This window comes from Pseudomonas neuropathica (genome assembly GCF_051174785.1).
Taxonomy (GTDB): domain Bacteria; phylum Pseudomonadota; class Gammaproteobacteria; order Pseudomonadales; family Pseudomonadaceae; genus Aquipseudomonas; species Aquipseudomonas neuropathica_A.
This window is the reverse complement of the sequence record NZ_CP195111.1, coordinates 4407531-4430322: the sequence shown is the minus strand read 5'-3', so window position 1 is coordinate 4430322 and position 22792 is coordinate 4407531. Positions and strand designations below refer to the sequence as shown.

The 22792-nt window shown below is 59.3% G+C and carries 26 protein-coding genes; 15 read left to right on the top strand and 11 right to left on the bottom strand.

All coding sequences use genetic code 11. The annotated features are described in order from the left end of the window. Positions 1-127: 127 nt before the first annotated feature. Together ACRRSD_RS19960 and ACRRSD_RS19955 are read right to left on the bottom strand one after the other, a co-directional pair. A complete protein-coding gene (locus ACRRSD_RS19960; protein WP_435034880.1) occupies positions 128-814 on the bottom strand; it encodes an LrgB family protein in 687 nt (228 codons plus the stop codon). Beyond that, on the bottom strand, positions 804-1190 hold the full coding sequence (locus ACRRSD_RS19955; RefSeq protein ID WP_435034879.1) for a CidA/LrgA family protein: 387 nt from the start codon (positions 1188-1190) through the stop codon (positions 804-806). The genes ACRRSD_RS19960 and ACRRSD_RS19955 overlap by 11 nt, the downstream gene beginning before the upstream one ends. 95 nt (positions 1191-1285) lie before the next feature. On the opposite strand from ACRRSD_RS19955, the gene ACRRSD_RS19950 reads away from it, so the two are divergent. Then, positions 1286-2173 (top strand): LysR family transcriptional regulator, encoded by an 888-nt coding sequence (locus tag ACRRSD_RS19950; RefSeq protein WP_435034878.1) that lies wholly within the window; start codon positions 1286-1288, stop codon positions 2171-2173. Here the strand turns inward: ACRRSD_RS19950 and ACRRSD_RS19945 are convergent. Next, on the bottom strand, positions 2163-2618 hold the full coding sequence (locus ACRRSD_RS19945; protein ID WP_435034877.1) for a flavodoxin: 456 nt from the start codon (positions 2616-2618) through the stop codon (positions 2163-2165). The two genes, ACRRSD_RS19950 and ACRRSD_RS19945, sit on opposite strands and share 11 nt — an antisense overlap. A 153-nt stretch (positions 2619-2771) precedes the next feature. Between ACRRSD_RS19945 and ACRRSD_RS19940 the strand changes: the two genes are divergently transcribed. Further along, a complete protein-coding gene (locus ACRRSD_RS19940; RefSeq protein ID WP_435034876.1) occupies positions 2772-3248 on the top strand; it encodes a PAS domain-containing protein in 477 nt (158 codons plus the stop codon). 54 nt (positions 3249-3302) lie between these two features. Next, the gene (locus tag ACRRSD_RS19935; protein ID WP_435034874.1) at positions 3303-3908 is read left to right on the top strand and encodes a hypothetical protein; all 606 of its coding nucleotides are present in this window, start codon (positions 3303-3305) and stop codon (positions 3906-3908) included. Positions 3909-3911: 3 nt separating this feature from the next. On the opposite strand, the gene ACRRSD_RS19930 is transcribed toward ACRRSD_RS19935, so the two are convergent. Next, positions 3912-4871, bottom strand: a complete 960-nt coding sequence (locus tag ACRRSD_RS19930) for a MerR family transcriptional regulator (protein WP_435034872.1) — start codon at positions 4869-4871, stop codon at positions 3912-3914. A gap of 213 nt (positions 4872-5084) precedes the next feature. Here ACRRSD_RS19930 and ACRRSD_RS19925 point away from each other — a divergent pair, with 213 nt between their 5' ends. The 6 genes from ACRRSD_RS19925 (at position 5085) to ACRRSD_RS19900 (ending at position 8193) form a co-directional block, all read left to right on the top strand. Continuing rightward, positions 5085-5654: an antibiotic biosynthesis monooxygenase gene (locus tag ACRRSD_RS19925; RefSeq protein ID WP_435034871.1), complete on the top strand. Its 570-nt coding sequence runs from the start codon at positions 5085-5087 to the stop codon at positions 5652-5654. 178 nt (positions 5655-5832) lie between these two features. Next, positions 5833-6543 (top strand): dihydromonapterin reductase, encoded by a 711-nt coding sequence (folM, locus tag ACRRSD_RS19920; protein WP_435034869.1) that lies wholly within the window; start codon positions 5833-5835, stop codon positions 6541-6543. Positions 6544-6564: 21 nt separating this feature from the next. Next, positions 6565-7125, top strand: a complete 561-nt coding sequence (folE, locus tag ACRRSD_RS19915) for a GTP cyclohydrolase I FolE (RefSeq protein ID WP_435034868.1) — start codon at positions 6565-6567, stop codon at positions 7123-7125. After that, positions 7126-7497, top strand: coding sequence for a dihydroneopterin triphosphate 2'-epimerase (gene folX, locus ACRRSD_RS19910; protein ID WP_339432020.1), 372 nt, complete (start codon positions 7126-7128; stop codon positions 7495-7497). 68 nt (positions 7498-7565) lie between these two features. Beyond that, positions 7566-7862, top strand: a complete 297-nt coding sequence (locus ACRRSD_RS19905) for a DUF1244 domain-containing protein (protein ID WP_435034867.1) — start codon at positions 7566-7568, stop codon at positions 7860-7862. Continuing rightward, entirely contained in the window at positions 7855-8193 is a 339-nt protein-coding gene (locus ACRRSD_RS19900) for a HopJ type III effector protein (protein WP_435034866.1), read from the top strand. Before ACRRSD_RS19905 ends, ACRRSD_RS19900 begins: the two co-directional genes overlap by 8 nt. A gap of 181 nt (positions 8194-8374) precedes the next feature. Here the strand turns inward: ACRRSD_RS19900 and trxB are convergent, their stop codons facing one another. Next, the gene (gene trxB, locus ACRRSD_RS19895) at positions 8375-9337 is read right to left on the bottom strand and encodes a thioredoxin-disulfide reductase (protein ID WP_007912350.1); all 963 of its coding nucleotides are present in this window, start codon (positions 9335-9337) and stop codon (positions 8375-8377) included. Between the two features lie 311 nt (positions 9338-9648). Here trxB and cysZ point away from each other — a divergent pair, with 311 nt between their 5' ends. Beyond that, positions 9649-10401 (top strand): sulfate transporter CysZ, encoded by a 753-nt coding sequence (gene cysZ / locus ACRRSD_RS19890; protein WP_007912358.1) that lies wholly within the window; start codon positions 9649-9651, stop codon positions 10399-10401. Positions 10402-10456: 55 nt separating this feature from the next. After that, entirely contained in the window at positions 10457-11656 is a 1200-nt protein-coding gene (locus ACRRSD_RS19885) for a glycosyltransferase family 4 protein (RefSeq protein ID WP_435034864.1), read from the top strand. A 134-nt stretch (positions 11657-11790) separates the two neighbouring features. Here ACRRSD_RS19885 and ACRRSD_RS19880 read toward each other — a convergent pair whose 3' ends face one another. The 3 genes from ACRRSD_RS19880 to ACRRSD_RS19870 all read right to left on the bottom strand — a co-directional run bounded on the left by ACRRSD_RS19880 (position 11791) and on the right by ACRRSD_RS19870 (position 14180). Further along, a complete protein-coding gene (locus tag ACRRSD_RS19880; RefSeq protein WP_435034863.1) occupies positions 11791-12894 on the bottom strand; it encodes an NADH:flavin oxidoreductase in 1104 nt (367 codons plus the stop codon). 194 nt (positions 12895-13088) lie between these two features. Then, on the bottom strand, positions 13089-13571 hold the full coding sequence (locus tag ACRRSD_RS19875; protein WP_435034861.1) for a glutathione peroxidase: 483 nt from the start codon (positions 13569-13571) through the stop codon (positions 13089-13091). A gap of 123 nt (positions 13572-13694) precedes the next feature. After that, the gene (locus tag ACRRSD_RS19870; protein WP_007912368.1) at positions 13695-14180 is read right to left on the bottom strand and encodes an FKBP-type peptidyl-prolyl cis-trans isomerase; all 486 of its coding nucleotides are present in this window, start codon (positions 14178-14180) and stop codon (positions 13695-13697) included. Here ACRRSD_RS19870 and ACRRSD_RS19865 point away from each other — a divergent pair. From ACRRSD_RS19865 to ACRRSD_RS19855, 3 genes are read left to right on the top strand one after another with little or no spacing between them, the layout of a single operon-like run. Beyond that, complete coding sequence (locus tag ACRRSD_RS19865; protein ID WP_093436299.1) at positions 14149-14475, top strand: DUF3565 domain-containing protein; 327 nt, start codon at positions 14149-14151, stop codon at positions 14473-14475. The two genes, ACRRSD_RS19870 and ACRRSD_RS19865, sit on opposite strands and share 32 nt — an antisense overlap. Positions 14476-14535: 60 nt before the next feature. Beyond that, positions 14536-16635, top strand: a complete 2100-nt coding sequence (gene pta, locus ACRRSD_RS19860; protein WP_008085028.1) for a phosphate acetyltransferase — start codon at positions 14536-14538, stop codon at positions 16633-16635. Next, on the top strand, positions 16636-17568 hold the full coding sequence (locus tag ACRRSD_RS19855; protein ID WP_435034860.1) for an acyltransferase: 933 nt from the start codon (positions 16636-16638) through the stop codon (positions 17566-17568). It begins immediately after the preceding gene. Positions 17569-17637: 69 nt separating this feature from the next. Here ACRRSD_RS19855 and cysN read toward each other — a convergent pair whose 3' ends face one another. The 3 genes from cysN to ACRRSD_RS19840 all read right to left on the bottom strand — a co-directional run bounded on the left by cysN (position 17638) and on the right by ACRRSD_RS19840 (position 21471). Continuing rightward, positions 17638-19536, bottom strand: a complete 1899-nt coding sequence (gene cysN / locus ACRRSD_RS19850; RefSeq protein ID WP_435034858.1) for a sulfate adenylyltransferase subunit CysN — start codon at positions 19534-19536, stop codon at positions 17638-17640. A gap of 9 nt (positions 19537-19545) precedes the next feature. Beyond that, entirely contained in the window at positions 19546-20463 is a 918-nt protein-coding gene (cysD, locus tag ACRRSD_RS19845) for a sulfate adenylyltransferase subunit CysD (protein ID WP_007912374.1), read from the bottom strand. A 249-nt stretch (positions 20464-20712) separates the two neighbouring features. Beyond that, positions 20713-21471: a Nif3-like dinuclear metal center hexameric protein gene (locus ACRRSD_RS19840; RefSeq protein WP_435034855.1), complete on the bottom strand. Its 759-nt coding sequence runs from the start codon at positions 21469-21471 to the stop codon at positions 20713-20715. Between the two features lie 103 nt (positions 21472-21574). Here ACRRSD_RS19840 and algW point away from each other — a divergent pair, with 103 nt between their 5' ends. Then, positions 21575-22732 carry a Do family serine endopeptidase AlgW gene (gene algW, locus ACRRSD_RS19835; RefSeq protein ID WP_435034854.1) on the top strand — a complete coding sequence of 386 codons (1158 nt, stop codon included), beginning with the start codon at positions 21575-21577 and terminating at the stop codon, positions 22730-22732. The last annotated feature ends 60 nt before the right edge of the window (positions 22733-22792 follow it).

Sequence of the window (22792 nt, the reverse complement as noted above, 5' to 3'; positions counted from 1 at the left end):
TGCACCTCTGCGTTCTTATTGTTCTGCACGTGTCAGCAGTCTAGTCAGGCGCAGAGGATCGCGTAGTTGCATTGGCAGCCAGCTTGATGACTGACCGGGTCAGCGACGCAAACAGCTTGGATCCATGTCAAAGCAACGACGCCAACAAAGGCGCGGCGAACAGATTTAGCAACCCGGTCAAGACCATCACCAGCCCGGCGACAGAGCCTTCTTCGCCGCCCACTTCATGTGCCCGGCTGACCCCGGCACCGTGCGCGCCGACCCCGAACAGCGCACCGCGGGCCAAGGCACTGCGCAACGGTAACCACTTCAACAACACGCCGCCGAGCATCGCGCCGAACACACCGGTGAACATCACGAACACGGCGGTCAACTCCGGCACACCGCCGAGATTTTGCGCCAGCGGCATGGCGAACGGTGTGGTGATCGAACGTGGCACCAGTGACATCGTCACCGAACTGTCGAGCGCCAGCGCCCTGGCCAATCCGAAGGAAGTACCAATCGATGCTGCACTGCCGGCAATCATCCCCAGCAGGAGTGCCGACCAGTGCCGCATCAACAAACGGCGTTGCTGCCAGATCGGCACGGCAAAAGCCACGGTGACGGGACCGAGCACCAGCATCAGCCAGTGGGTGTTGCTGGAATATTCGGCATAGGCAGTGTGCAGGGGCACGGCGAGCGCCAGCAGCAACGCCGGCACCAGAATCAGTGGTGACAAGACGTAGCGTCCGGTGCGTCGATACAACCAGCGACTGAACAGATACGCCAACAGGGTTAACGCCAGCCAGAACATCGGCATCCATTCAAGCTTCATGGGAACGCCTCATGCGCACGGCCAGTTCTACGGTGAAAGCCGTCACCAGCATCACCATCAAGGTGCTGGCAGCGATGACCAGCAGGATCCGCCAGCCGTCATTGCGCAACAGCGCGCCGTAGTCGAGCAGACTCATCAGCGCCGGAATGAAAAACAACAACATCTCGGCCATCAGCAATCCCGCGCCCAATTGCAGGGCTGCCGGTTTGACCAATCCAAAGGCAAATGCCAGCAGCAACAGCGCCATACCGATGACGCCGCCGGGGATTGGCCACGCCAGCCAGGTCGCCAGTTGGCAGCCGAGCAGGTAGAGACCGAGCAGTACTGCAAGTTCGGCGAATAAACGAGATAGGTGCTTGAGGGTGACGGCGTTCATGATTTTGCTCCTGACAGGGGCTTATTTTACGAAGTGTCCCGCCATCGCCGAAGCGAATTGTTAGACTCAAAGCCATTCCAAAATGGAATCAGGTAATGGAATTCAAACAGCTGCGAAGTTTTGTCGAAGTCATGCATCAGGGCGGTTTCACCCAGGCCGCAAAAAACCTGCACATCAGTCAATCAGCGGTCAGCAAACAGATCGCGCAACTGGAGCAAAGTCTCGGCACACCCTTGCTCGAACGGCTCGGTTCACAATTGCGCCTGACCGCCGCGGGCAGCGTGGTGCTGCAACGGGCCGAGGGCATGCTGCGTTTGCGCAACGAACTGCTCGCGGAACTGGACGACCTCAGTCATATGGCACGAGGAGAGCTGCGCCTCGGCCTGCCACTGCTCGGCAGCGACGCGCTATTCGCCGAATTGTTTGCTGAATACCGGCGGCGCTATCCGAATATCAGCGTCCAGTTGCTCGAAGGCGGTAGCCGCAATATCGAGCAGGCTGTGCTGAGCGGTGAACTGGAGTTGGGCGGCAGTCTGTTGCCAAAGGATCCGCAATTCGACTGTCAGCCGTTTTGCGATGAGCAACTCGACGCCCTGCTGCCGGTGGATCATCCACTGGCCGAGCGGGGTGAGATCGGTCTGGAGGAATTGGCCGAGACGCCCTTTCTGCTCTATCAGCGCAGCTTCGTGCTCAACGATCGCTTGCTGCAGGCGTGCCAGCAACTGGGCTTCACGCCTAAGGAAGGCGGACGCAGCGGTCAGGCTGATTTTCTTGCCGCGCTGGTCGCCGCCGGACAAGGCGTGGTGCTGTTGCCCAGCGTGGTCGCACGCGGACTGGTGCGGCCAGGCGTGGTCCGCCTGACCTTGCGCGCGCCGGATTATCTGCGTTGGGATATCGCGTTTATCTGGCGGCGCGGTGCCTATCTATCGAAAGCGGCGCAGGCATGGCTGGCGTTGTTGCGCGAGCGCGGAATCAGCCCTTGAGCGTGGCGATCAACTGCGCCAGCCAAGGCTCGGCGTCGGTTTCCGGGGTAACGCTTTCGCTGGCGTCGATGCGCAGCATCTCTTGCACTTCGTGCACGCCGAGTTCGCCGAACAGTTCACGCATTTGCTCGCCACCGCCGCAGAAGGTGTCGCCATAACTGGCGTCGCCCAAGGCAATCACGGCACCCGGCAAACCGCGCCATGCGGCTGGCAACTGGTCGCGAATCGTCGAGTACAGCGGTTGCAGGTTGTCAGGCAATTCGCCCATGCCGGTGGTCGAGGTCACCGCGAGCAATGCTTCGGGACCGAACGCCTGAATGTCGGCGAGGCTGGCGCGCGAGTTGTAGAAGGTCTCAAAGCCAGCGTCTTTCAACAGGTTCTGGGCGTGACGGGCGACTTCTTCGGCGGTGCCGTAGACCGAACCGGAGAGGATGGCGACTTTCATCAATCTGATCCTGAAACTGAAAAAAAGAGCGGCGATAGTAACAGCCTCCAGCGCAAAGCTGCGACTGGATCTCAATTGGCGGTAATGGCCAGTAGACAGCGCCTACGGTTCTTCTAGAATGCGAGCCACTGACAACTCTGAAAGGATTCAAAGATGATCAACGCCAGCCTGCTGCAAATGGTAATCAACGCGTCGAACGACGGCATCGTGGTCGCCGAAAAAGAAGGGGAGCAGGACAACATCCTGATTTATGTGAACCCGGCGTTTGAACGTCTGACCGGCTACACCAGTGAAGAAATTCTCTATCAGGACTGCCGTTTCCTGCAGTCCGGGGACCGCGACCAGGAGAGTCTGGAACTGATTCGCGACACGTTGCGCGACGGCGGATCGTGCCGGGAAATTCTTCGAAACTATCGCAAGGACGGCACGCCGTTCTGGAATGAACTGTCGCTTTCCACAGTAAAAAGCGCCGATGACGGGCAGACTTATTTCGTTGGCGTGCAGAAGGACGTCACCGTTCAGGTCAAGACGCAACAGCGCGTTGTTCAACTGGAAGCTGAAGTCGCTGCCCTCAAAGCAGAATTGGCTGCGCTGAAAACGACAAACGGTCAAAACAAAATCGCGAACTAATTGTCATTAACTACAATCACCAATAACTTTGTAACTATATCTTTTGAGTTAGCCATGCAGCGCGACGCCCTCCTCACTCAGGATGAGCTGGATTTTATCCAGACCATGCAGCACAACCCACAACTGAACGTGCGGGATGCAACGTCGAGTCTGCTGGTTAACGGCGGTTCGCAGATCCGTGATTTGCTCACGCGTCTGGCCGCTCACGAGCAAGTGACCATTCAGGCCAGCTTCGAAAATCAGCAGATGACCTTCCCGTTGCATCTGGTCGAAGACGAGTTTCACGCGTTGCATCTGCGTCTTGGCGTACCGAGTATTTACGAAGACGGCCCGATGGTGCGGCCATGGCGTTTGACTCTCGAAGAGCCGGTAGCTCTGGAAAACGCCAAAGGGCAGCCGGGCACATTGTGGGTCCACGAGGTTTCGCACAAAGGTATGTTGCTGGAAGTGCGCAACAAGACCAAACCACCCAAGCATTTCGCCTTGTGGTTCAGCCCTTCGGGTTATGAGCGGATTTCATTGCGCGGTAATTTCGAACGGGAAACCGAAAGTGGTTTTTACGCCTACGAACTGAGCCAGACCGACACCGACGAAACCGAACGTCTACGCCAGTTCATCCTGCAGCAACATCGTCTGACGCATCCTGCCCTTCACACCTGAGTTTCAGGTGTCCAGATTGCCGGCCAGAAACTGCAACATACGCTGACGCATGTTCGCCCCTTCATTGCCCAGACAGGCAACAGAGGATCCGGCCAGGCTGTCCTGCACCAGATCTGAAGCGTCACCCGCCAGCATCAACTGACAATCGAGGCTCAACGCCAACCGGTTCAAACGTCGAGGCAATTCGGCGCTGGGCGCGTGATTGGAAAACAGCACGAGTGCATCAGGTTTGATCTTTTCGCACACCAACGTCAGCTCATCGAATGGCTGACCTGTCGTCAGCACACGAACACCGGAATTGCTGTCGCTGAGAAACAGCGCCGCCACCAGCAACTCCAGCTCTCGACATTGCCCGGCCAGCGCGCTGACGATCACCCGGCGCGGTTGGGTACCACGCAGCATGACGATCCGTTGCAACACCCGCGCCCGCAGGAATCCATCGAAGAACAGCCATTCGCTGGTTTGCCCGAACGCCTCCTGGCGCTGCAACAATTGCAGCCACAGCGGCATGAGAATGTCCTGAAACACCACCGGCAATGAGTAAGAAGAAAAAATCTGACCATAGACGCGGTCCAGTTGCTGATCATCGAAGGCGCTGACCGCCTGCTGAATCTGCTCCTGCCACTGCAGATAATCAGCCTGCACCAGATCATCGGGGATGATGTGCGCCAGCACTTTCATCGGTTCGGTCTTGGCGAGGATCTTGCCGACTTTGCTCACGGCGACACCGCGATCAATCCAGTCGACGATGCTGCGCACGCGCTCGATATCGGTCATCGAATAGAGCCGATGCCCACTTTCGGTGCGTGTCGGCTGAATCAAACCATAGCGTCGCTCCCAGGCGCGCAAGGTCACCGGGTTGACACCTGTCAGGCGTGCGACCTCACGGATCGGGAACAGATCGGTGCGTTCAAGCGCAACAGAGGCCTGCGTAGCGGGGCTTGCGTCCGTGATGACAGGCATATGGCGTTCAACTTCCATGTCGGTTCAATTGGATCCTATTCTAACGCTTATGCCCCGATCTCGATCAAGTGATGAAATGCGACGAAAGTCGCTGGTTTAATCGTGAAAAACCGGAATAATCCTTGCTTGTTGAAAAACGCAGGCCTCTACCCCGGTCCTGCGTCAGGCGAAACTCCTACCCGGAGCGACGCAATAGAAATACGGAGATACATAATGTCTACTTCCCCCGTCACGCTGATGGTTGCCCGTCGCGTCGCTAATGGCCGCTATCAGGACTTGATCGCCTGGCTGCGCGAAGGCGAACAACTGGCCACAGATTTCCCCGGTTACCTGGGTTCTGGCGTGCTCGCACCGCCACCCGGCGATAACGAATTCCAGATCATTTTCCGCTTTGTCGATGAGCAGACGTTGCATGCGTGGGAGCATTCGGTTTCACGCACCGCGTGGTTGAGCCGTGGCAGCGATCTGTTCGCCCACCCCAAAGAGCACCGGGTCAGCGGTATCGAAGGCTGGTTCGGCGTCGCCGGTCAGCGTCCACCGCGCTGGAAGCAGGCCGTCGCGATCTGGCTGGCGTTTTTTCCGGTGTCACTGTTGTTCAACTTTGTCCTCGGCCCGTTGCTCGCTGACATGAGTTTGTTGCCGCGCGTATTGATCAGTACGGCGTGCCTGACGCCGCTGATGGTTTACTTCTTTATTCCGCTGTCGACCCGGCTGCTGGCGAACTGGTTGAACAGTACCTCGGTGCGGCCGTTGCCAGTGACGTCTTCTGCACAGAATCGATGATCTCTGTGTGGAAGCGAGCCTGCTCGCGAATACGGACTGACCTTCAACATTGATGTCGACTGAGACACCGCTTTCGCGAGCAGGCTCGCTCCCACAGTAATGGGGGGGAAAGCCAACGATAGGTGGGCAAGCCATGTCGCTGTTATAGTTTTTGCTCCCACCGCGATGCGAGCCGTTCATGCCTGATTCCTCAGCCCCGATCCTTATCACCGGTGCCGGCCAGCGTGTCGGTCTGCATTGTGCGCAGCGGTTGCTCGAAGAAGGCTATCGCGTCATCTTCACCTACCGCAGCGAACGCCCCGGCGTGAAGACACTGCGCGATCTGGGCGCCATCGGCCTGTTCGCCGATTTCTCCAGCGAAGCCGGGATTCTTGTTTTCATCGAAACACTGAAAACCCATACCGAGAGCCTGCGCGCCATCGTGCACAATGCTTCCGAGTGGCTGGCCGAAACCCCGGACAGCGAGGCCGAAGCCTTCACGCGCATGTTCAATCTGCACATGCTCGCGCCGTACCTGATCAACCTGCACTGTGGCGAATTGCTGCAACGCTCGACGCCCGCCGACATCATCCACATCAGCGACGATGTCACCCGCAAAGGCAGCAGCAAGCACATCGGTTATTGCGCCACCAAAGCCGGGCTCGACAACCTGACGCTGTCCTTCGCCGCCCGCTATGCGCCGGCAATCAAGGTCAACGGCATCGCGCCGGCCCTGCTATTGTTCAATGCCGACGACAACGCGTCGTACCGCGCCAAGGTCCTGGCCAAATCCGCGCTAGGCATCGAACCGGGCAGCGAAGTGATCTATCAGAGCCTGCGTTATCTGCTCGACAATCCTTATGTCACCGGGACAACCCTGACCGTCAACGGCGGAAGGCACGTCAAATAACGCCCGCCTGCGAGGAAGTCCATGACCCGCTCACTGCCCGAGAATTACCGCGAAATCCTCATCGGCCTCGGGGAAGATCCCGACCGTGAAGGATTGCTCGACACCCCGCTGCGCGCGGCCATGGCCATGCAGTACCTTTGTCACGGCTATGAGCAGAGCATCGACGAGATCGTCAATGGCGCACTGTTTGCCTCGGACAGTGACGAGATGATCATCGTCGCCGACATCGAGTTGTACTCTTTGTGCGAACATCACCTGCTGCCCTTCATCGGCAAAGCCCATGTGGCTTATATTCCGACGGGCAAGGTGTTGGGCTTATCGAAAATCGCACGCCTGGTGGACATGTTCGCCCGGCGCCTGCAGATTCAGGAAAACCTCACCCGGCAAATCGCCGACGCGGTGCAAAAAGTCACCGACGCTGCGGGCGTCGCGGTCGTCATCGAGGCCAGACACATGTGCATGATGATGCGCGGTGTCGAAAAACAGAATTCGACCATGAACACCTCGGTCATGCTCGGCGCCTTTCGCGAGTCGAGCAACACCCGTCAGGAGTTCCTGCAATTGATTGGACGGAGCAAATAAATGGCACAACTTCAACCGGGAATGGCGCGCATCCGGGTCAAGGATCTGCGCTTGCGCACCTTTATCGGGATCAACGAGGACGAAATCCTCAACAAACAGGATGTGCTGATCAACCTGACCATTCTGTATGCCGCGCAGGAAGCGGTGCGTGACAACGACATCGACCACGCGCTGAATTACCGCACCATCACCAAAGCGATCATCGCGCATGTCGAGGGCAACCGCTTTGCGCTGCTCGAACGGCTGACTCAGGAATTGCTCGACCTGGTGATGAGTAACGGTTCGGTGCTGTACGCCGAAGTCGAAGTCGACAAGCCGCATGCGCTGCGCTTTGCCGAATCGGTGTCAATCACCCTCGCGGCAAGCCGCTGAGTGTATCTGGCGCATTGGCCGTCAGACTTTTATCATCCGCGCCACGAATTGACTGCACAGAGCCCATCATGACCGAGCAACAACGCCTCGAACTCGAAGCCGCCGCCTTCCGCCGGCTGGTCGCCCACCTGGACAGCCGCAAGGATGTGCAGAACATCGACCTGATGAACCTTGCCGGGTTCTGCCGCAACTGCCTGTCGAAGTGGTACAAGGCCGAAGCCGACGAGCGCCAGATCGAGGTCAGCCTCGACGACGCCCGTGAAGTGGTTTACGGCATGCCGTACGCCGAGTGGAAAGCCCAATATCAGCAAGAAGCCAACGCCGACCAGCAAGCGGCGTTCGCCCAAGGAAAAACCCATGAGTGACCTGAACACCCTGCGCGCCAGCCTCAAGAGCGGCGAACACGCTTTCGCCGACACCCTGGCGTTCATCGCCGTCGGTTACGACTACCAGCCGCAAGCCTTCAACAACGGTGGCGTGGAAAACGCCGCCGGGCAGAACGAAGGTTCGTGCAAGACCTTGGGTCTGGCGCTGCTGGAGGGACTGAGCGATGAAGAAGCGCTGCTGGCGTTTGGTGAGCATTATCGTTCGGTGGTAGCGACGCCTGAGGGCAGTGATCACGGCAATATTCGTGCGCTGATCAAGCACGGTCTGGCCGGCGTCAAATTCACCGCCCAACCCCTGACCCGCCGCTGATCCCTACAGCCCCCCCCCCTGTGGGAGCGAGCTTGCTCGCGAATACGGACTGACATTCGACATTAATGTCGACTGACAAGCCGCTTTCGCGAGCAAGCTCGCTCCCACAGAGTTATGCGGCGTGGCTGAACCTGCGGGCACAAAAAAACCGGCCGAAGCCGGTTTTTTTATGCCTGCGATCTTAGAACGAAGCGTTCTGCAGACCGTCCAGGTAACGCTCGGTGTCCAGTGCCGCCATGCAGCCAGCGCCGGCCGAGGTGATCGCCTGGCGGTAAACGTGGTCAGCCACATCACCGGCAGCGAAGATGCCTTCGACGCTGGTTGCAGTCGCGTTGCCTTCACGGCCGCCGTGCACCACCAGGTAACCGTCTTTCAGGGTCAACTGACCTTCGAACAGCGAAGTGTTCGGGGTGTGGCCGATGGCGATGAACACGCCGTCGACGGTGATTTCGTCGAAGCTGCCGTCGTTGTTCTTCAGACGCGCACCGGTCACGCCCATGTTGTCGCCCAGCACTTCGTCGAGGTTGGCGTTCAACTTGAGGATGATCTTGCCTTCAGCGACGCGAGCGTTGAGCTTGTCGATCAGGATCTTCTCGGCGCGGAAGGTTTCGCGACGGTGGATCAGAGTCACGGTGCTGGCGATGTTGGCCAGGTACAGCGCTTCTTCAACGGCAGTGTTGCCGCCGCCGACCACTGCAACAGGCTTGTTGCGATAGAAGAAACCGTCACAGGTCGCGCAGGCCGAAACGCCTTTGCCCATGAACGCTTCTTCCGAGGGCAGGCCCAGATAGCGCGCGCTGGCGCCGGTGGCGATGATCAGGGCGTCGCAGGTGTAAGTCGCGCTGTCACCGGTCAGGGTGTAAGGCTTGGCGGCGAAGTCGACGGCGTTGATGTGATCGAAAACGATCTCGGTTTCAAAACGCTCGGCGTGCTCGCGCATACGCTCCATCAGTGCAGGACCGGTCAGGCCATGGACGTCGCCCGGCCAGTTGTCGACTTCGGTGGTGGTGGTCAGTTGACCGCCAGCCTGCATGCCGGTGATCAGCAGTGGCTTGAGGTTGGCGCGGGCCGCGTATACCGCAGCGCTGTAACCGGCAGGGCCGGAACCGAGAATAATCACTCGCGAATGACGGACTTCAGACATGACCTGCTCCTGTTGACCGGGCCGAAAAACAGGCCCGGATCGCCGGACTGCCGGCGGGAATAAAAAAGGACCGTGGAAAACCTTGGGGAAGGCTTGAGCTCGACAGTCCTGTAAAAAGTTGGGTGCAGCGTATCGAGGGGGGCAAGATTAAGGAAATACGGTTTAACAATCCAGCTCATAGGTGGTCTCTATGCCGACACACTGACGAGATGGACGTCTTTGTTACAGTGAATGTCGATCGCTCTACCGCGCTTTCGCCGCCGAGGCAAAGTCGGTAAGGTCGGCGCGTTTTCCCTTGCTCGGAGCACCTTATGCCCGCCCCCGTTCTGTCCGGCCCGCAATACCTGCGCGAAGGCCTGAAACTGGTTCTCAGCCCTGGCTTGCGCCTGTTCGTGTTGTTGCCGCTGGCGATCAACCTGGTGCTGTTCGTCGGATTGATCTATCTGGCCGGCCACCAGTTCAGCCTGTGGGTCGATACGCTGATGCCGTCGCTGCCGGAGTGGCTGAGCTTCCTCAGCTACATCCTCTGGCCCTTGTTTGTGGTGCTGGTGGCGTTGATGGTGTTCTTCACCTTCACCATGCTCGCCAACGTGATCGCCGCGCCGTTCAACGGCTTCCTCGCGGAAAAAGTCGAAGTGGTGGTGCGCGGCACTGATGACTTCCCGGCGTTCAGCTGGGGCGAACTGATCGCCATGGTCCCGCGCACCCTCGCCCGGGAAATGCGCAAACTCGGTTACTTCCTGCCCCGCGCCATCGGCCTGTTCATCCTCTCGTTCATCCCGGTGGTGAACATCATCGCCGCACCGCTGTGGCTGCTGTTCGGCGTGTGGATGATGGCGATCCAGTACATCGACTACCCGGCGGACAACCACAAACTCGGCTGGAACGAAATGCTCGCCTGGCTGCGGCAGAAGCGCTGGCAGAGCATGAGTTTTGGCGGGATTGTTTATCTGGTGTTGCTGATTCCGGTGGTGAACATCCTGATGATGCCGGCAGCAGTGGCTGGAGCGACGTTGTTCTGGGTGCGCGAGCGCGGCGCGGAGAATCTGGTGACTCAGCGCTGAGCCACCCCAGCCATAGCGCGTCACAAATCCATCATCCGAACGTCACAAGCACGACATGGCCTCAGCCGACACTGAGGTCATGACGACAGCTCTACACATCACCCTGATCAGCGAAACCTTCCCACCGGAAATCAACGGGGTGGCCAATACTCTTGGCCGCTTGTGCGATGGGCTGCGCGCGCGCGGCCACCAAGTGGAACTGGTGCGCCCGCGTCAGGCCGGCGATCCGCAGCGCAGCGAAGATGATGCGCTTCTGCTGTGCCGAGGCTGGCCGCTGCCGGGGTATCCGGGGCTGCAATGGGGTCAGTCGTCGATGCACAAACTGCTGCGGCGCTGGAAGCGTCAGCGTCCCGATGTGCTGTATATCGCCACGGAAGGCCCGCTCGGGTTATCGGCCCTGCGTGCGGCGCGGCGTTTGGGCATTTCGGTGGTCAGCGGGTTTCACACAAACTTTCAGCAATACACCAGTCAGTACGGCCTCGGTCTGCTGACGCGGATGCTCACACATTATCTGCGCTGGTTTCACAATCGCTCGGCGTTAACCTTGGTGCCAAGTGTCAGTCAACGCCTGGAACTGGAGCGCCGGCATTTCGAGCGCTTGGCGCTGCTATCGCGGGGTGTGGACAGCCAGTTGTTTCATCCGAGCAAACGATTGAACGCATTGCGTGAGCAGTGGGGTCTGTCCGAGCAGGACATTGCCGTGATTCATGTCGGACGACTCGCGCCGGAGAAGAACCTTGGCTTGCTCAAACGCTGCTTCGAAAAACTGCGGGGCACTTATCCACAGCGCAATCTGAAACTGATCGTCGTCGGCGACGGGCCGCAGCGGCTGGCGCTGGAAAAGGATTTGCCCGGGGCGATTTTCTGCGGCGCGCAGCGCGGTGAAGCGTTGTCGGCGCACTATGCGTCTGGAGATTTGTTTCTATTTCCGAGTCTGACCGAAACCTTCGGCAATGTGGTGCTGGAGGCACTGGCCTCGGGACTGGGTGTGGTGGCTTACGACCAGGCAGCAGCGGCGCAGCATATTCGCCATGGCTACAACGGCGTGCTGGCGATGCCCAGTGATGAACAGGCGTTTTGCGAGGCGGCGGCATGGTTGCTGGAGGAGGATGAGACGTTGCGTTGTGTGCGCCTGAATGCGCGGCAGCATGCGAGTCGCCAGGGCTGGCCGGCGGTTATCGAGCAGTTTGAAAAGCATTTGCGCGGGGCTTGTGTGGGGGAGCAAGTGGTGCCGAATGCGCAGACATTGCCTTGAATATTTGCTGACCTTAGAACCGCTTTCGCGAGCAGGCTCGCACACAGGGGATCTTCGGTGAACACACATTTTGTGAACACCAGAGATACCGGTGGGAGCGCGCCTGCTCGCGAAGGGACCAGTGAAAGCGCCGCTTAAACCAGCGTCATCAACGCCTCACGGCTGAACGGCAGAATATCCTGCTCACGCCCTTCGCGGACTTTCTGCGCCCAATCCGGATCGACCAGCAGCGCGCGGCCCACCGCCACCAGATCGAATTCCTCTTTGTTCAAACGCTCCAGCAGGTTTTCCAGACTGGCCGGTTGCGCGACCTTGTCGGTGTTGACCATGAACTGCAGGAACTCGCCATCGAGACCGACGCTACCGACGGTGATGGTCGGCTTGCCGGTGAGCTTGCGGGTCCAGCCTGCCAGGTTCAGCTCGGAACCATCGAACTCCGGCTCCCAGAAACGCCGCGTCGAGCAGTGGAAAATATCCACGCCAGCGTCGGACAGCGGCTTGAGAAACTCACCCAACGCTTCCGGGGTTTGCACCAGACGCGCGGTGTAATCCTGCTGCTTCCATTGCGAGAAACGGAAGATGATCGGGAAACCCTCGCCGACCGCTGCACGTACCGCTTGAATCAGTTCAATGGCGAAACGCGAACGGTTGGCCAGGCTGCCGCCGTATTCGTCGGTGCGCTGGTTGCTGCCTTCCCAGAAAAACTGGTCGACCAGATAACCGTGGGCGCCGTGGATTTCCACGCCGTCCATGCCGATGCTTTTGGCATCTTTGGCCGCTTGGGCGAAAGCTGCAATTACGTCCTGGATATCCTGTTTGGTCATTCCGTGTACCACGACCTGACCGTCCTTGAGTTTTTCCGACGGGCCGTAAGCCGGCACGCTGGCGTCCGGCTCGGTGCCGATGCGGCGTACGCTGCCCACGTGCCACAGTTGCGGAACGATCTTGCCGCCTTCGGCGTGAACGGCGTCGACGACTTTCTTCCAGCCGGCCAATGGCGCGTCACCAAAGAATTGCGGCACGTTCGGGTAGCCGTTGGAGGCAATGTGGCCGACGGTGGTGCCTTCAGTGATGATCAGGCCAACACCCGCCGCCGCGCGACGACGGTAATACTCGATGACTTTCGAATTCGGTACGCCGCCCGGGGAGAACGAGCGGGTCATTGGTGCCATGACCACGCGGGTCGGCAGTTCGAGGGCACCGAGGTGGAACGGTTTGAACAAGGCTTGAACGGGCATCGAAGGGCTCCACAGAGAAGGCTTTATGACGGCGATAATATGGAGACGCGAACCCTTTGAACAGCACTATTGATTTGGGTGATCAAGGATTAAAAGACGCAAAGCAAAAGATCGCAGCCTCCGGCAGCTCCTACTCGGGATTTGAGATCACCTGCAGGAGCTGCCGAAGGCTGCGATCTTTTGATTTTGCTGTTTCAGCTCAGCGCTTTTTCAATCGCATGCACAATGGTCGGATCATCCGGCGCCGTGCGAGGCGAAAAGCGGGCCAGCACCCGGCCGTCCTTGCCGAGCAGAAACTTCTCGAAATTCCAGGTGATGTCACCGGGAAACTCCGCGCCCTCGCCCGCCAGCAGACGGTAGAGCTGATGACGATCATGACCGTTGACTTCGAGCTTGCTCGCCAACGGGAACGTCACACCATAGTTGAGGCTGCAGAATTCCTGAATTTCCTTTTCAGAACCTGGCTCCTGACCGGCAAACTGGTTGCACGGCAGGCCCAGCACGCTGAAGCCTTTGCCTTTGAATTGCTGATGGAGGTTTTCCAGTGCCGCGTACTGAGGCGTCAAGCCGCACTTGGAGGCGACGTTGACCACCAGCACGACTTGGCCCTTGAACGGCGCCAGCGGTAGCTCCTGACCATCCAGGGCTGTCAACTTAAGGTCGTGAAAAGCACTCATGACGAACTCCAAGATTCCCGTGTTCTACTCGAAACAGCCACTTGGCGAAGTCACCAAGGACAGCCGCGGACTAAAAAGGCGCCCGCAGGCGCCTCTCCAGTACTCGAAGCTTAGCGCAGAAAATCAGTGGTGATGGCCACCTTCGCCATGGACGTGGCCATGAGCGATTTCTTCCTGGCTGGCGTCACGGATGTCAACGATCTTCACTTTGAAGTTCAGGCGCTGACCGGCCAGTGGGTGGTTGCCGTCGACAGTCACGTCGTCGCCGTCGAGGTCACGGATGGTGACGATTTGCATCTGGCCGTCCGGCGCCGAAGCGTGGAACTGCATGCCGACTTCCAGCTCGTCAACGCCTTCGAACATGCTGCGGCTCAGGGTGCTGACCAGCTCAGCGGCGTATTCGCCGTAAGCGTCTTCAGGCTCAACGGAAACTTCCAGCTCGTCACCAACAGCTTTGCCTTCCAGAGCTTTTTCCAGGCCCGGGATGATGTTGCCTGCGCCTTGCAGGTAGACCAGCGGAGCGCCGCCGGCGGAGCTGTCGATGACCTCACCAGCGTCGTTGGTCAGGGTATAGTCGATGGAGACAGCCTTATTGGCGGCGATCAGCATGGGGCGAGACCTTTTGCATAAGAATATAGAAAGGCCAAGTTTAGCGAAGCAATCGCGCGAAAGCGAACACAACCCGGACAAACGGGTTTCGACGATCGCAGGCTTCCATCAGGACGAGGACGGTCACTGGGTGGTCGAGCTTTCCTGTGGCCACACCCAGCACTTGCGTCACCAGCCGCCCTGGCAATCACGTGCCTGGGTGCTGGACCCGGCGCAACGTATTGAAAAAATAGGCCAACCCTTTGCCTGCGGTTGGTGCGCACAAGGCTCGGTTAGCGATAACCTTGGCGACTGAATTTCGGCAGATTGTCAGTAAAAGATGATCGCCATTGCCATGCACCCTTAGAGAATTCGCATGCAAACTTTTTTTATCGCACCCACCGATTTTGGCGTGGGTCTGACCTCCATCAGCCTCGGGCTGGTACGCACGCTTGAGCGCGCCGGCCTGAAAGTCGGTTTCTTCAAACCGATCGCCCAGCCGCATCCGGGCGACACCGGCCCTGAGCGTTCCACCGAACTGGTGGCGCGCACCCACGGTCTGAAACCGCCGCAACCACTGGGCCTTGCCCACGTTGAGCGAATGCTTGGCGATGGTCAGCTCGATGAACTGCTCGAAGAAATCATCACCCTCTATCAGCAAGCGGCCATCGGCAAAGACGTATTGGTCGTCGAAGGCATGGTGCCGACCCGCAGCGCCAGTTATGCCGCACGGGTCAATCTGCACTTGGCCAAGAGCCTGGATGCCGAGGTCATTCTAGTCTCCGCGCCGGAAAACGAAGTGCTCGCCGAACTCTCCGGCCGAGTCGAATTGCAGGCGCAATTGTTCGGCGGGCCGAAAGACCCGAAAGTTCTCGGGGTGATCCTCAACAAGGTCAAGACTGAAGAAAGCATGGACGCCTTCGCCGCGCGTCTGAAGGAGCATTCGCCGTTGCTGCGCAGCGGTGATTTCCGCTTGCTCGGCTGCATTCCCTATCAGCCGGAACTCAACGCACCCCGCACCCGCGACGTCGCCGATCTGATGGGCGCGCAAGTGCTCAACGCCGGTGATTACGAAACCCGGCGCATGACCAAAATCATCATCTGCGCGCGGACCATGCGCAACACCGTCGAGCTGCTCAAGCCCGGTGTGCTGGTGGTGACCCCGGGCGATCGCGACGACATCATCCTCGCCGTCAGCCTCGCGGCGATCAACGGCGTGCCGCTGGCCGGCCTGCTGCTGACCAGCGACACCCTGCCCGACCCGCGCATCATGGACTTGTGCCGTGGCGCATTGCAGGCCGGTTTGCCGGTGTTGTCGGTGAGCACCGGCTCCTACGACACCGCCAACCTGCTCAATGGTCTGAACAAGGAAATCCCGATCGACGACCGCGAGCGTGCGGAAATCATCACCGACTTCGTCGCCAGCCACCTCGACGCCAAGTGGCTGCACCAGCGCTGCGGCACGCCTCGGGAAATGCGCCTGTCGCCGGCAGTATTCCGCTATCAGTTGATTCAGCGCGCGCAGGCGGCGAACAAGCGCATCGTCCTGCCCGAAGGCAGCGAGCCGTTCACCGTGCAAGCGGCGGCGATCTGTCAGGAACGCGGGATCGCCCGTTGTGTGTTGCTGGCCAAACCGGAAGACGTCGAAGCCGTCGCCCGCGCTCAAGGCATTGTGTTGCCGCCGGGCCTGGAAATTCTTGATCCGGATCTGATCCGCGAGCGCTACGTCGAGCCGATGGTCGCCCTGCGCAAAACCAAAAGCCTTAATGCGCCGATGGCCGAGCAGCAACTGGAAGACACCGTGGTGATCGGCACCATGATGCTCGCACTGGACGAAGTCGACGGGTTGGTATCGGGCGTGATCAACACCACCGCCAACACCATCCGCCCGGCCTTGCAACTGATCAAAACGGCGCCGGGCTGCACGCTGGTGTCGTCGGTGTTCTTCATGCTGTTCCCGGAAGAAGTGCTGGTCTACGGCGACTGCGTGATGAACCCGCATCCTAGCGCCACCGAACTGGCCGAGATTGCCTTGCAAAGCGCGGATTCGGCGGCCGCGTTCGGCATTACACCGCGCGTGGCGATGATCAGCTACTCCAGCGGCGAATCGGCCACCGGTGAGGAAGTCGAGAAAGTCCGCGAAGCCACCCTGCTCGCCCACGAGCAGCAGCACTCGCTGCTGATCGACGGCCCGCTGCAATACGACGCCGCGGCCAACGCCGAAGTCGCCCGGCAACTGGCGCCGAACAGTCAGGTGGCCGGTCGCGCCACGGTGTTCGTATTCCCGGATCTAAACACCGGCAACACCACGCACAAAGCCGTGCAACGCAGCGCCGACTGCGTCAGCCTCGGGCCGATGCTGCAAGGCCTGCGCAAACCGGTGAATGACTTGCCGCGCGGCGCGCAGGTCGATGACATCGTCTACACCATCGCCCTCACCGCGATTCAAGCCGCCAACCGACCTATGGATGTGTAAATGCTGGATTTTCTACCTGCACCCGTGCGCGGCGCGATCGCTTCGCTGCTGTTGGCGCTCAACACGATTCTGCTGTGCTCGTTTCTGTTCTGCGTGGCGCTGATCAAAGTGCTGCCGTTCGACCTCGCCCGACGCGCCTCGCTGTGGCTGATGAGCCACACCCACGAAGCGTGGATCAGCAACAACAAGGCCTGGATGAACCTGGTGCGACGCACGCGCTGGCACATCAGCGGCCTGCAAGGCCTCGACTACCAGCACTCGTATCTGATCACCAGCAACCACCAGAGCTGGGTCGATATTCTGGTGCTGCAATACGTGCTCAACCGCCGCATTCAGCCGCTGAAGTTCTTCCTCAAGCAGGAGCTGATCTGGGTGCCGGTGATCGGTCTGGCTTGGTGGGCGCTGGGCTTTCCGTTCATGAAGCGTTACTCCAAGGCCTACCTCGCCAAGCACCCGGAGAAAAAAGGCAAAGACCTCGAAACCACGCGCAAGACCTGCGCGAAGTTTCGCAATAATCCGGTGGGGATTTTCAACTTCGTCGAGGGCACGCGGTTTACCGAAGGCAAACACGCGCAGCAGCAGTCGCCGTTCAAGCATCTGCTCAAGCCCAAGGCTGGCGGGATTGCCTTTGTGCTGGATGCGATGGGCGAGCAACTGGAGTCGATCGTCAATGTGACGATTCATTACCCGGCCGGGCGTCCGGGGTTCTGGGATTTGCTCTGCGGCAATGTGCACGACGTGGTGGTGCACTTTGAAGAGCTGAAGATTCCTCAGCAGTTCATTGGCAAGAATTACGATCAGGACGGCGAGTATCGATTGCAGTTTCAGGGCTGGATCAATCAGCTGTGGCTGGACAAGGATGCGCTGCTGGAACAGATGCACCGCGAATACCCAGCCAAACACTCACTCCTACAATTGACCGAGCCCGAATAAAAAAGCCCGCCGATGATCACTCATCGGCGGGCTTTTTCTTGAAGCTAGAAGCTTGCAGCTGCTTCTGTCTTAGATCGCGCCACGCTTGCGCAGCAGATCCAGCACTTGCTTGACGCTTTCTTCCAGACTCAACGTCTGCGTGTCGATCACCAGGTCGGCATTCAGCGGCACGTCGTACGGGAAGGATTCGCCCGGGATGTTGTCGCCACCCGCAGCGTACAGACCTTGCGGATCACGCTCGGCGCACACGGCCGGCGAAGCCTGTACATAAACCGTCAGCAGACGATCCTTGCCGATCAGGTCTTTGGCCTGCTCGCGGCCTTCGGCGCTAGGCGCAACGAACGCGGCCAGGGTCAGCAGACCGGCTTCGTTGAACTGACGCGCAACATGCGCGGCACGACGCCAGTTCTCGGTACGCCCGGCGCGATCCTGTGGCAGACCTTTGTTGAGGTCGTGGCGCAGGTTCTGACCATCCAGCACAAACACCGCACGGCCCAGGTCGAACAGCTTGCGCTCGACCGCGTAGGCCAGCGTGCTCTTGCCCGCGCCCGACAGACCGCTGAACAGCACGGTGGCCGGTTGCTGGCCGAAACGCTGAGCGCGCTCTTCAGTGGCAACGTGCGCCAGTTTGCCGTGGTGCGTGGCAGTGCCATGGGTCACTGGTTGGGCGACGATCATGCCGGCGCCAACGGTGCCGTTGGTCAAGCGGTCGATGACAATGAACGCGCCGGTGGTGCGGTTGCTTTCGTAACCGTCGAGGGCGATCGGCGCGTCGAGCGCGATCTTCACCTTGCCGATTTCGTTGAGCTGCAACGCGCTCGCCGGGCCTTCTTCAAGGGTGTTCACGTCGACCTTGTTGACGATGCTGGCGATCGAGCCCGGCACGTAACTGGTGGCGCGTTTGATGTCGTATTTCTTGCCCGGCAGCATCGGCTCTTCAGCCATCCACACCAGCATCGCTTCGAAGCTGTCGGTAACCGGCGGCACGTTGTCGGCATGCACCAGCAGGTCGCCACGGGAGATGTCGATTTCGTCTTCCATGGTCAGCGTTACGGCCTGACCTGGACCGGCGTGCTCCAGCTCACCTTCGAAAGTGACGATGGATTTCACGCGGCTGCTCTTGCCCGACGGCAGCACCACGACTTCGTCGCCTTTGTGCACGATGCCGCTGGCCAGCGTGCCGGCGAAACCACGGAAGTTCAGGTTCGGACGGTTGACGTACTGCACCGGGAAACGCAGATCGGTGAAGTTGCGATCGCCCGCGACTTCCACGGTCTCGAGGATTTCCATCAGCGACTGGCCGGTGTACCAAGGCGAGCGCTCGGACTTGTTCACCACGTTGTCGCCCTTGAGGGCAGACATCGGCACGAAGTGCATGCTGGTCGGCTTCATCTTCAAGCCTTCGGCGAACTTCAGGTAGTCGGCCTTGATCGACTCGAACACGCCTTCATCGAAGTCTTTCAGGTCCATCTTGTTGATGGCAACGACGATGTGCTTGATCCCCAGCAGGGAGGCGATAAAGCTGTGGCGACGGGTCTGGGTCTGCACGCCGTAACGCGCGTCGACCAGAATGATCGCCAGGTCACAGGTGGACGCACCGGTGGCCATGTTGCGGGTGTACTGCTCATGGCCGGGGGTGTCGGCGATGATGAATTTACGTTTCGCGGTGGAGAAATAGCGGTAGGCGACATCGATGGTGATGCCCTGCTCGCGCTCGGCCTGCAGGCCGTCGACCAGCAATGCCAGGTCGATGTCGTCACCGGTGGTGCCGACTTTCTTCGAATCGCGGGTGATCGCTTCGAGGTGATCTTCGTAGATCATCTTCGAGTCGTGCAGCAGGCGCCCGATCAGGGTGCTCTTGCCATCATCGACGTTACCGCAGGTCAAAAAGCGCAGCAGCTCTTTACGTTCGTGCTGGCCCAGGTAGGCGAGGATGTCCTCGCTGATCAAATCAGAAACATGCGACATGACAGCCCCTTAGAAATAGCCTTGACGTTTTTTATCTTCCATCGAGCCGGCGCCATCGTGGTCGATGACACGGCCCTGGCGCTCGGAAGTTCGCGTCAGGAGCATTTCCTGAATGATGTCCGTCAGGCTTTCGGCCTCGGACTCCACCGCGCCCGTCAACGGGTAGCAGCCAAGGGTACGGAAACGCACTTTCTTTTTGACGATGCGCGCTTTGTCTTCATCGGACAGGTGCTCGAGGATGCGCTCGTCGTCGATCATGATCAGCGTGCCGTTCTTCTCGATCACTTCGCGTTCGGCGGCGAAGTACAGCGGCACAATCGGGATGCCTTCGAGATAGATGTACTGCCAGATGTCCAGCTCGGTCCAGTTCGACAACGGGAACACACGGATGGATTCGCCCTTGTTGACCTTGCCGTTGTAGACGTTCCACAGCTCCGGGCGCTGATTTTTCGGGTCCCAGCGGTGCTTGCTGTCGCGGAACGAGTACACGCGCTCTTTGGCGCGGGATTTCTCTTCATCGCGACGGGCGCCGCCGAACGCTGCGTCGAAACCATGCTTGTCGAGTGCCTGTTTCAGGCCTTCGGTTTTCATGATGTCGGTGTGCTTGGCGCTGCCGTGGGTGAACGGGTTGATGTTCTGCGCCACGCCGTCCGGGTTGATGTGGGTGATCAGGTCCAGGCCCAGTTCTTCGACCATCTTGTCGCGGAACTTGTACATCTCCTGGAATTTCCAGCGGGTGTCGACGTGCATCACCGGAAACGGCAGTTTGCCCGGGAAGAACGCCTTGCGTGCCAGGTGCAGCATCACGGCGGAGTCTTTACCGATGGAGTACAGCATCACCGGGTTATCGAACTCGGCGGCCACCTCGCGGATGATGTGGATGCTTTCCGCCTCCAGCTGTTTCAGATGCGTCAGTTTGTCGACCATGGCTACTCACGAAAACTTTCTTATGAACGGCCAGCGGGCCGTGTTCGAGCGGGAAATCCTAGCACAGCGGCCTCTTCTAATCAGGACGCCAACTAGATCGAAAGGGTATATGAATATGCCTGCCAGTTCGGCCGAGCAGTTCCCTTGTGGGAGCGAGCCTGCTCGCGAAAGCGGTGTGTCAGGCACCTTTGTATTGAAAGTCTGACGCCTTCGCGAGCAGGCTCGCTCCCACAGGAATTTGTGGTGGATTCAGATCGGGTTCGGGCAGTCGATGAAGATATGTTCAACGGCAAAGCGTTTCGCCAGATAGTCACCCAATGCCTGTACGCCGTAGCGTTCGGTGGCGTGGTGGCCGGCGGCGATGAAGCTGATGTCGTTCTCGCGGGCGCTGTGGAAGGTCTGCTCGGACGCTTCACCGCTCAGGTACAGATCGACGCCTGCGGCGACGGCTTGATCGATGTAGCCTTGGCCGCCGCCAGTGCACCAGCCGACTCGACGGATCATCGGATTACCTTCAATCAGCAACGGTTCGCGGCCCATGACTTCTTGCACCTTGCGGGCGAAATCGCGTGCCGTCATCGGCTCTTTCAAAGATCCGACCAGACCAACGACTTTAAGATTGTCCGGATCCAGCGGGCCTTCCACAGTGATGTCCAGTTGACGCGCCAGTTGCACGTTATTGCCGACATCGGGATGCAAATCCAGCGGCAAGTGGTAAGCGAGCAGACTGATATCGTGCTTGAGCAACGTCTTCAGTCGACGCTGTTTCATGCCGGTGATGCAGGGGTTCTCACCCTTCCAGAAGTAACCGTGATGCACCAGCACCAGATCAGCCCCGGCCTCAACGGCAGCGTCCAGCAACGCCTGGCTGGCCGTGACGCCGCTGACGATACGCATCACCTGAGGACGGCCCTCGACCTGCAAGCCATTGGGGCAATAATCGGCAATTTTCGCACTGCCAAGGTAACGGTCGGCTTCTTCGACGAGGGTGCTGAGGGCAACGGCCATGAAAGACTCCTAAATATCCCGTTCAGAGGCGCGCGCGGCCTCGTATAATGCGCGACATTATGGGCGGTCTGACCCCGCCTGCAACTTTTCCAGGACGTGCTTAATGCTCAAGGCGCTGCGTTTTTTCGGCTGGCCGTTGTTGGCCGGTGTGCTTATCGCTCTGTTGATTATTCAGCGTTACCCGCAGTGGGTCGGGTTGCCGAGCCTCGACGTCAACCTGCAACAGGCTCCGCAAACCACCAACGTGCAGCAGGGGCCGGTGTCCTATGCCGACGCGGTGACAATCGCCGCACCTTCGGTGGTCAACCTCTACACCACCAAAGTCATCAACAAACCGGCGCATCCGCTGTTTGAGGATCCGCAGTTTCGCCGTTTCTTCGGTGACAACTCGCCGAAGCAAAAACGCATGGAATCGAGCCTCGGTTCCGGCGTGATCATGAGCCCGGAAGGCTACATCCTGACCAACAACCACGTCACCAGCGGTGCCGATCAGATTGTGGTCGCCCTGAAGGATGGCCGCGAAACCCTCGCCCGGGTGATTGGCAGCGATCCGGAAACCGACCTGGCCGTATTGAAGATCGACCTGAAAACCCTGCCGGCGATCACCGTCGGCCGCTCCGACAACATCCGCATCGGCGACGTTGCACTGGCCATCGGTAACCCGTTTGGCGTCGGCCAGACCGTGACCATGGGCATCATCAGCGCCACCGGGCGTAATCAGTTGGGGCTGAACAACTACGAAGACTTTATCCAGACCGACGCGGCGATCAACCCGGGCAACTCCGGCGGCGCGCTGGTCGATGCCAACGGCAACCTGACCGGCATCAACACGGCGATCTTCTCCAAGTCCGGCGGTTCGCAAGGCATCGGCTTCGCGATCCCGGTGAAACTGGCGATGGAAGTGATGAAGTCGATCATCGAACACGGTCAGGTGATTCGCGGCTGGCTCGGCATTGAGGTGCAACCGCTGACTCAGGAACTGGCTGAGTCGTTCGGTTTGTCCGGGCGTCCGGGGATTGTCGTGGCGGGGATCTTCCGCGATGGTCCGGCACAGAAGGCTGGCTTGCAATTGGGCGACGTGATTTTGAGCATCGATGGCGAGCCTGCGGGCGATGGCCGTCGTTCGATGAACCAGGTCGCACGGATCAAACCGACCGACAAAGTGACGATTCAGGTGATGCGCAACGGCAAAGAGATCAAGCTCACCGCTGAAATCGGCCTGCGTCCGCCACCGGCGCCGGTGAAAGAAAAAGAAGAATAAAACTTTCTTCGCGCTTACCGCGCGAATAAAAGACATTCTCAACAGGCATGTTATATTGTT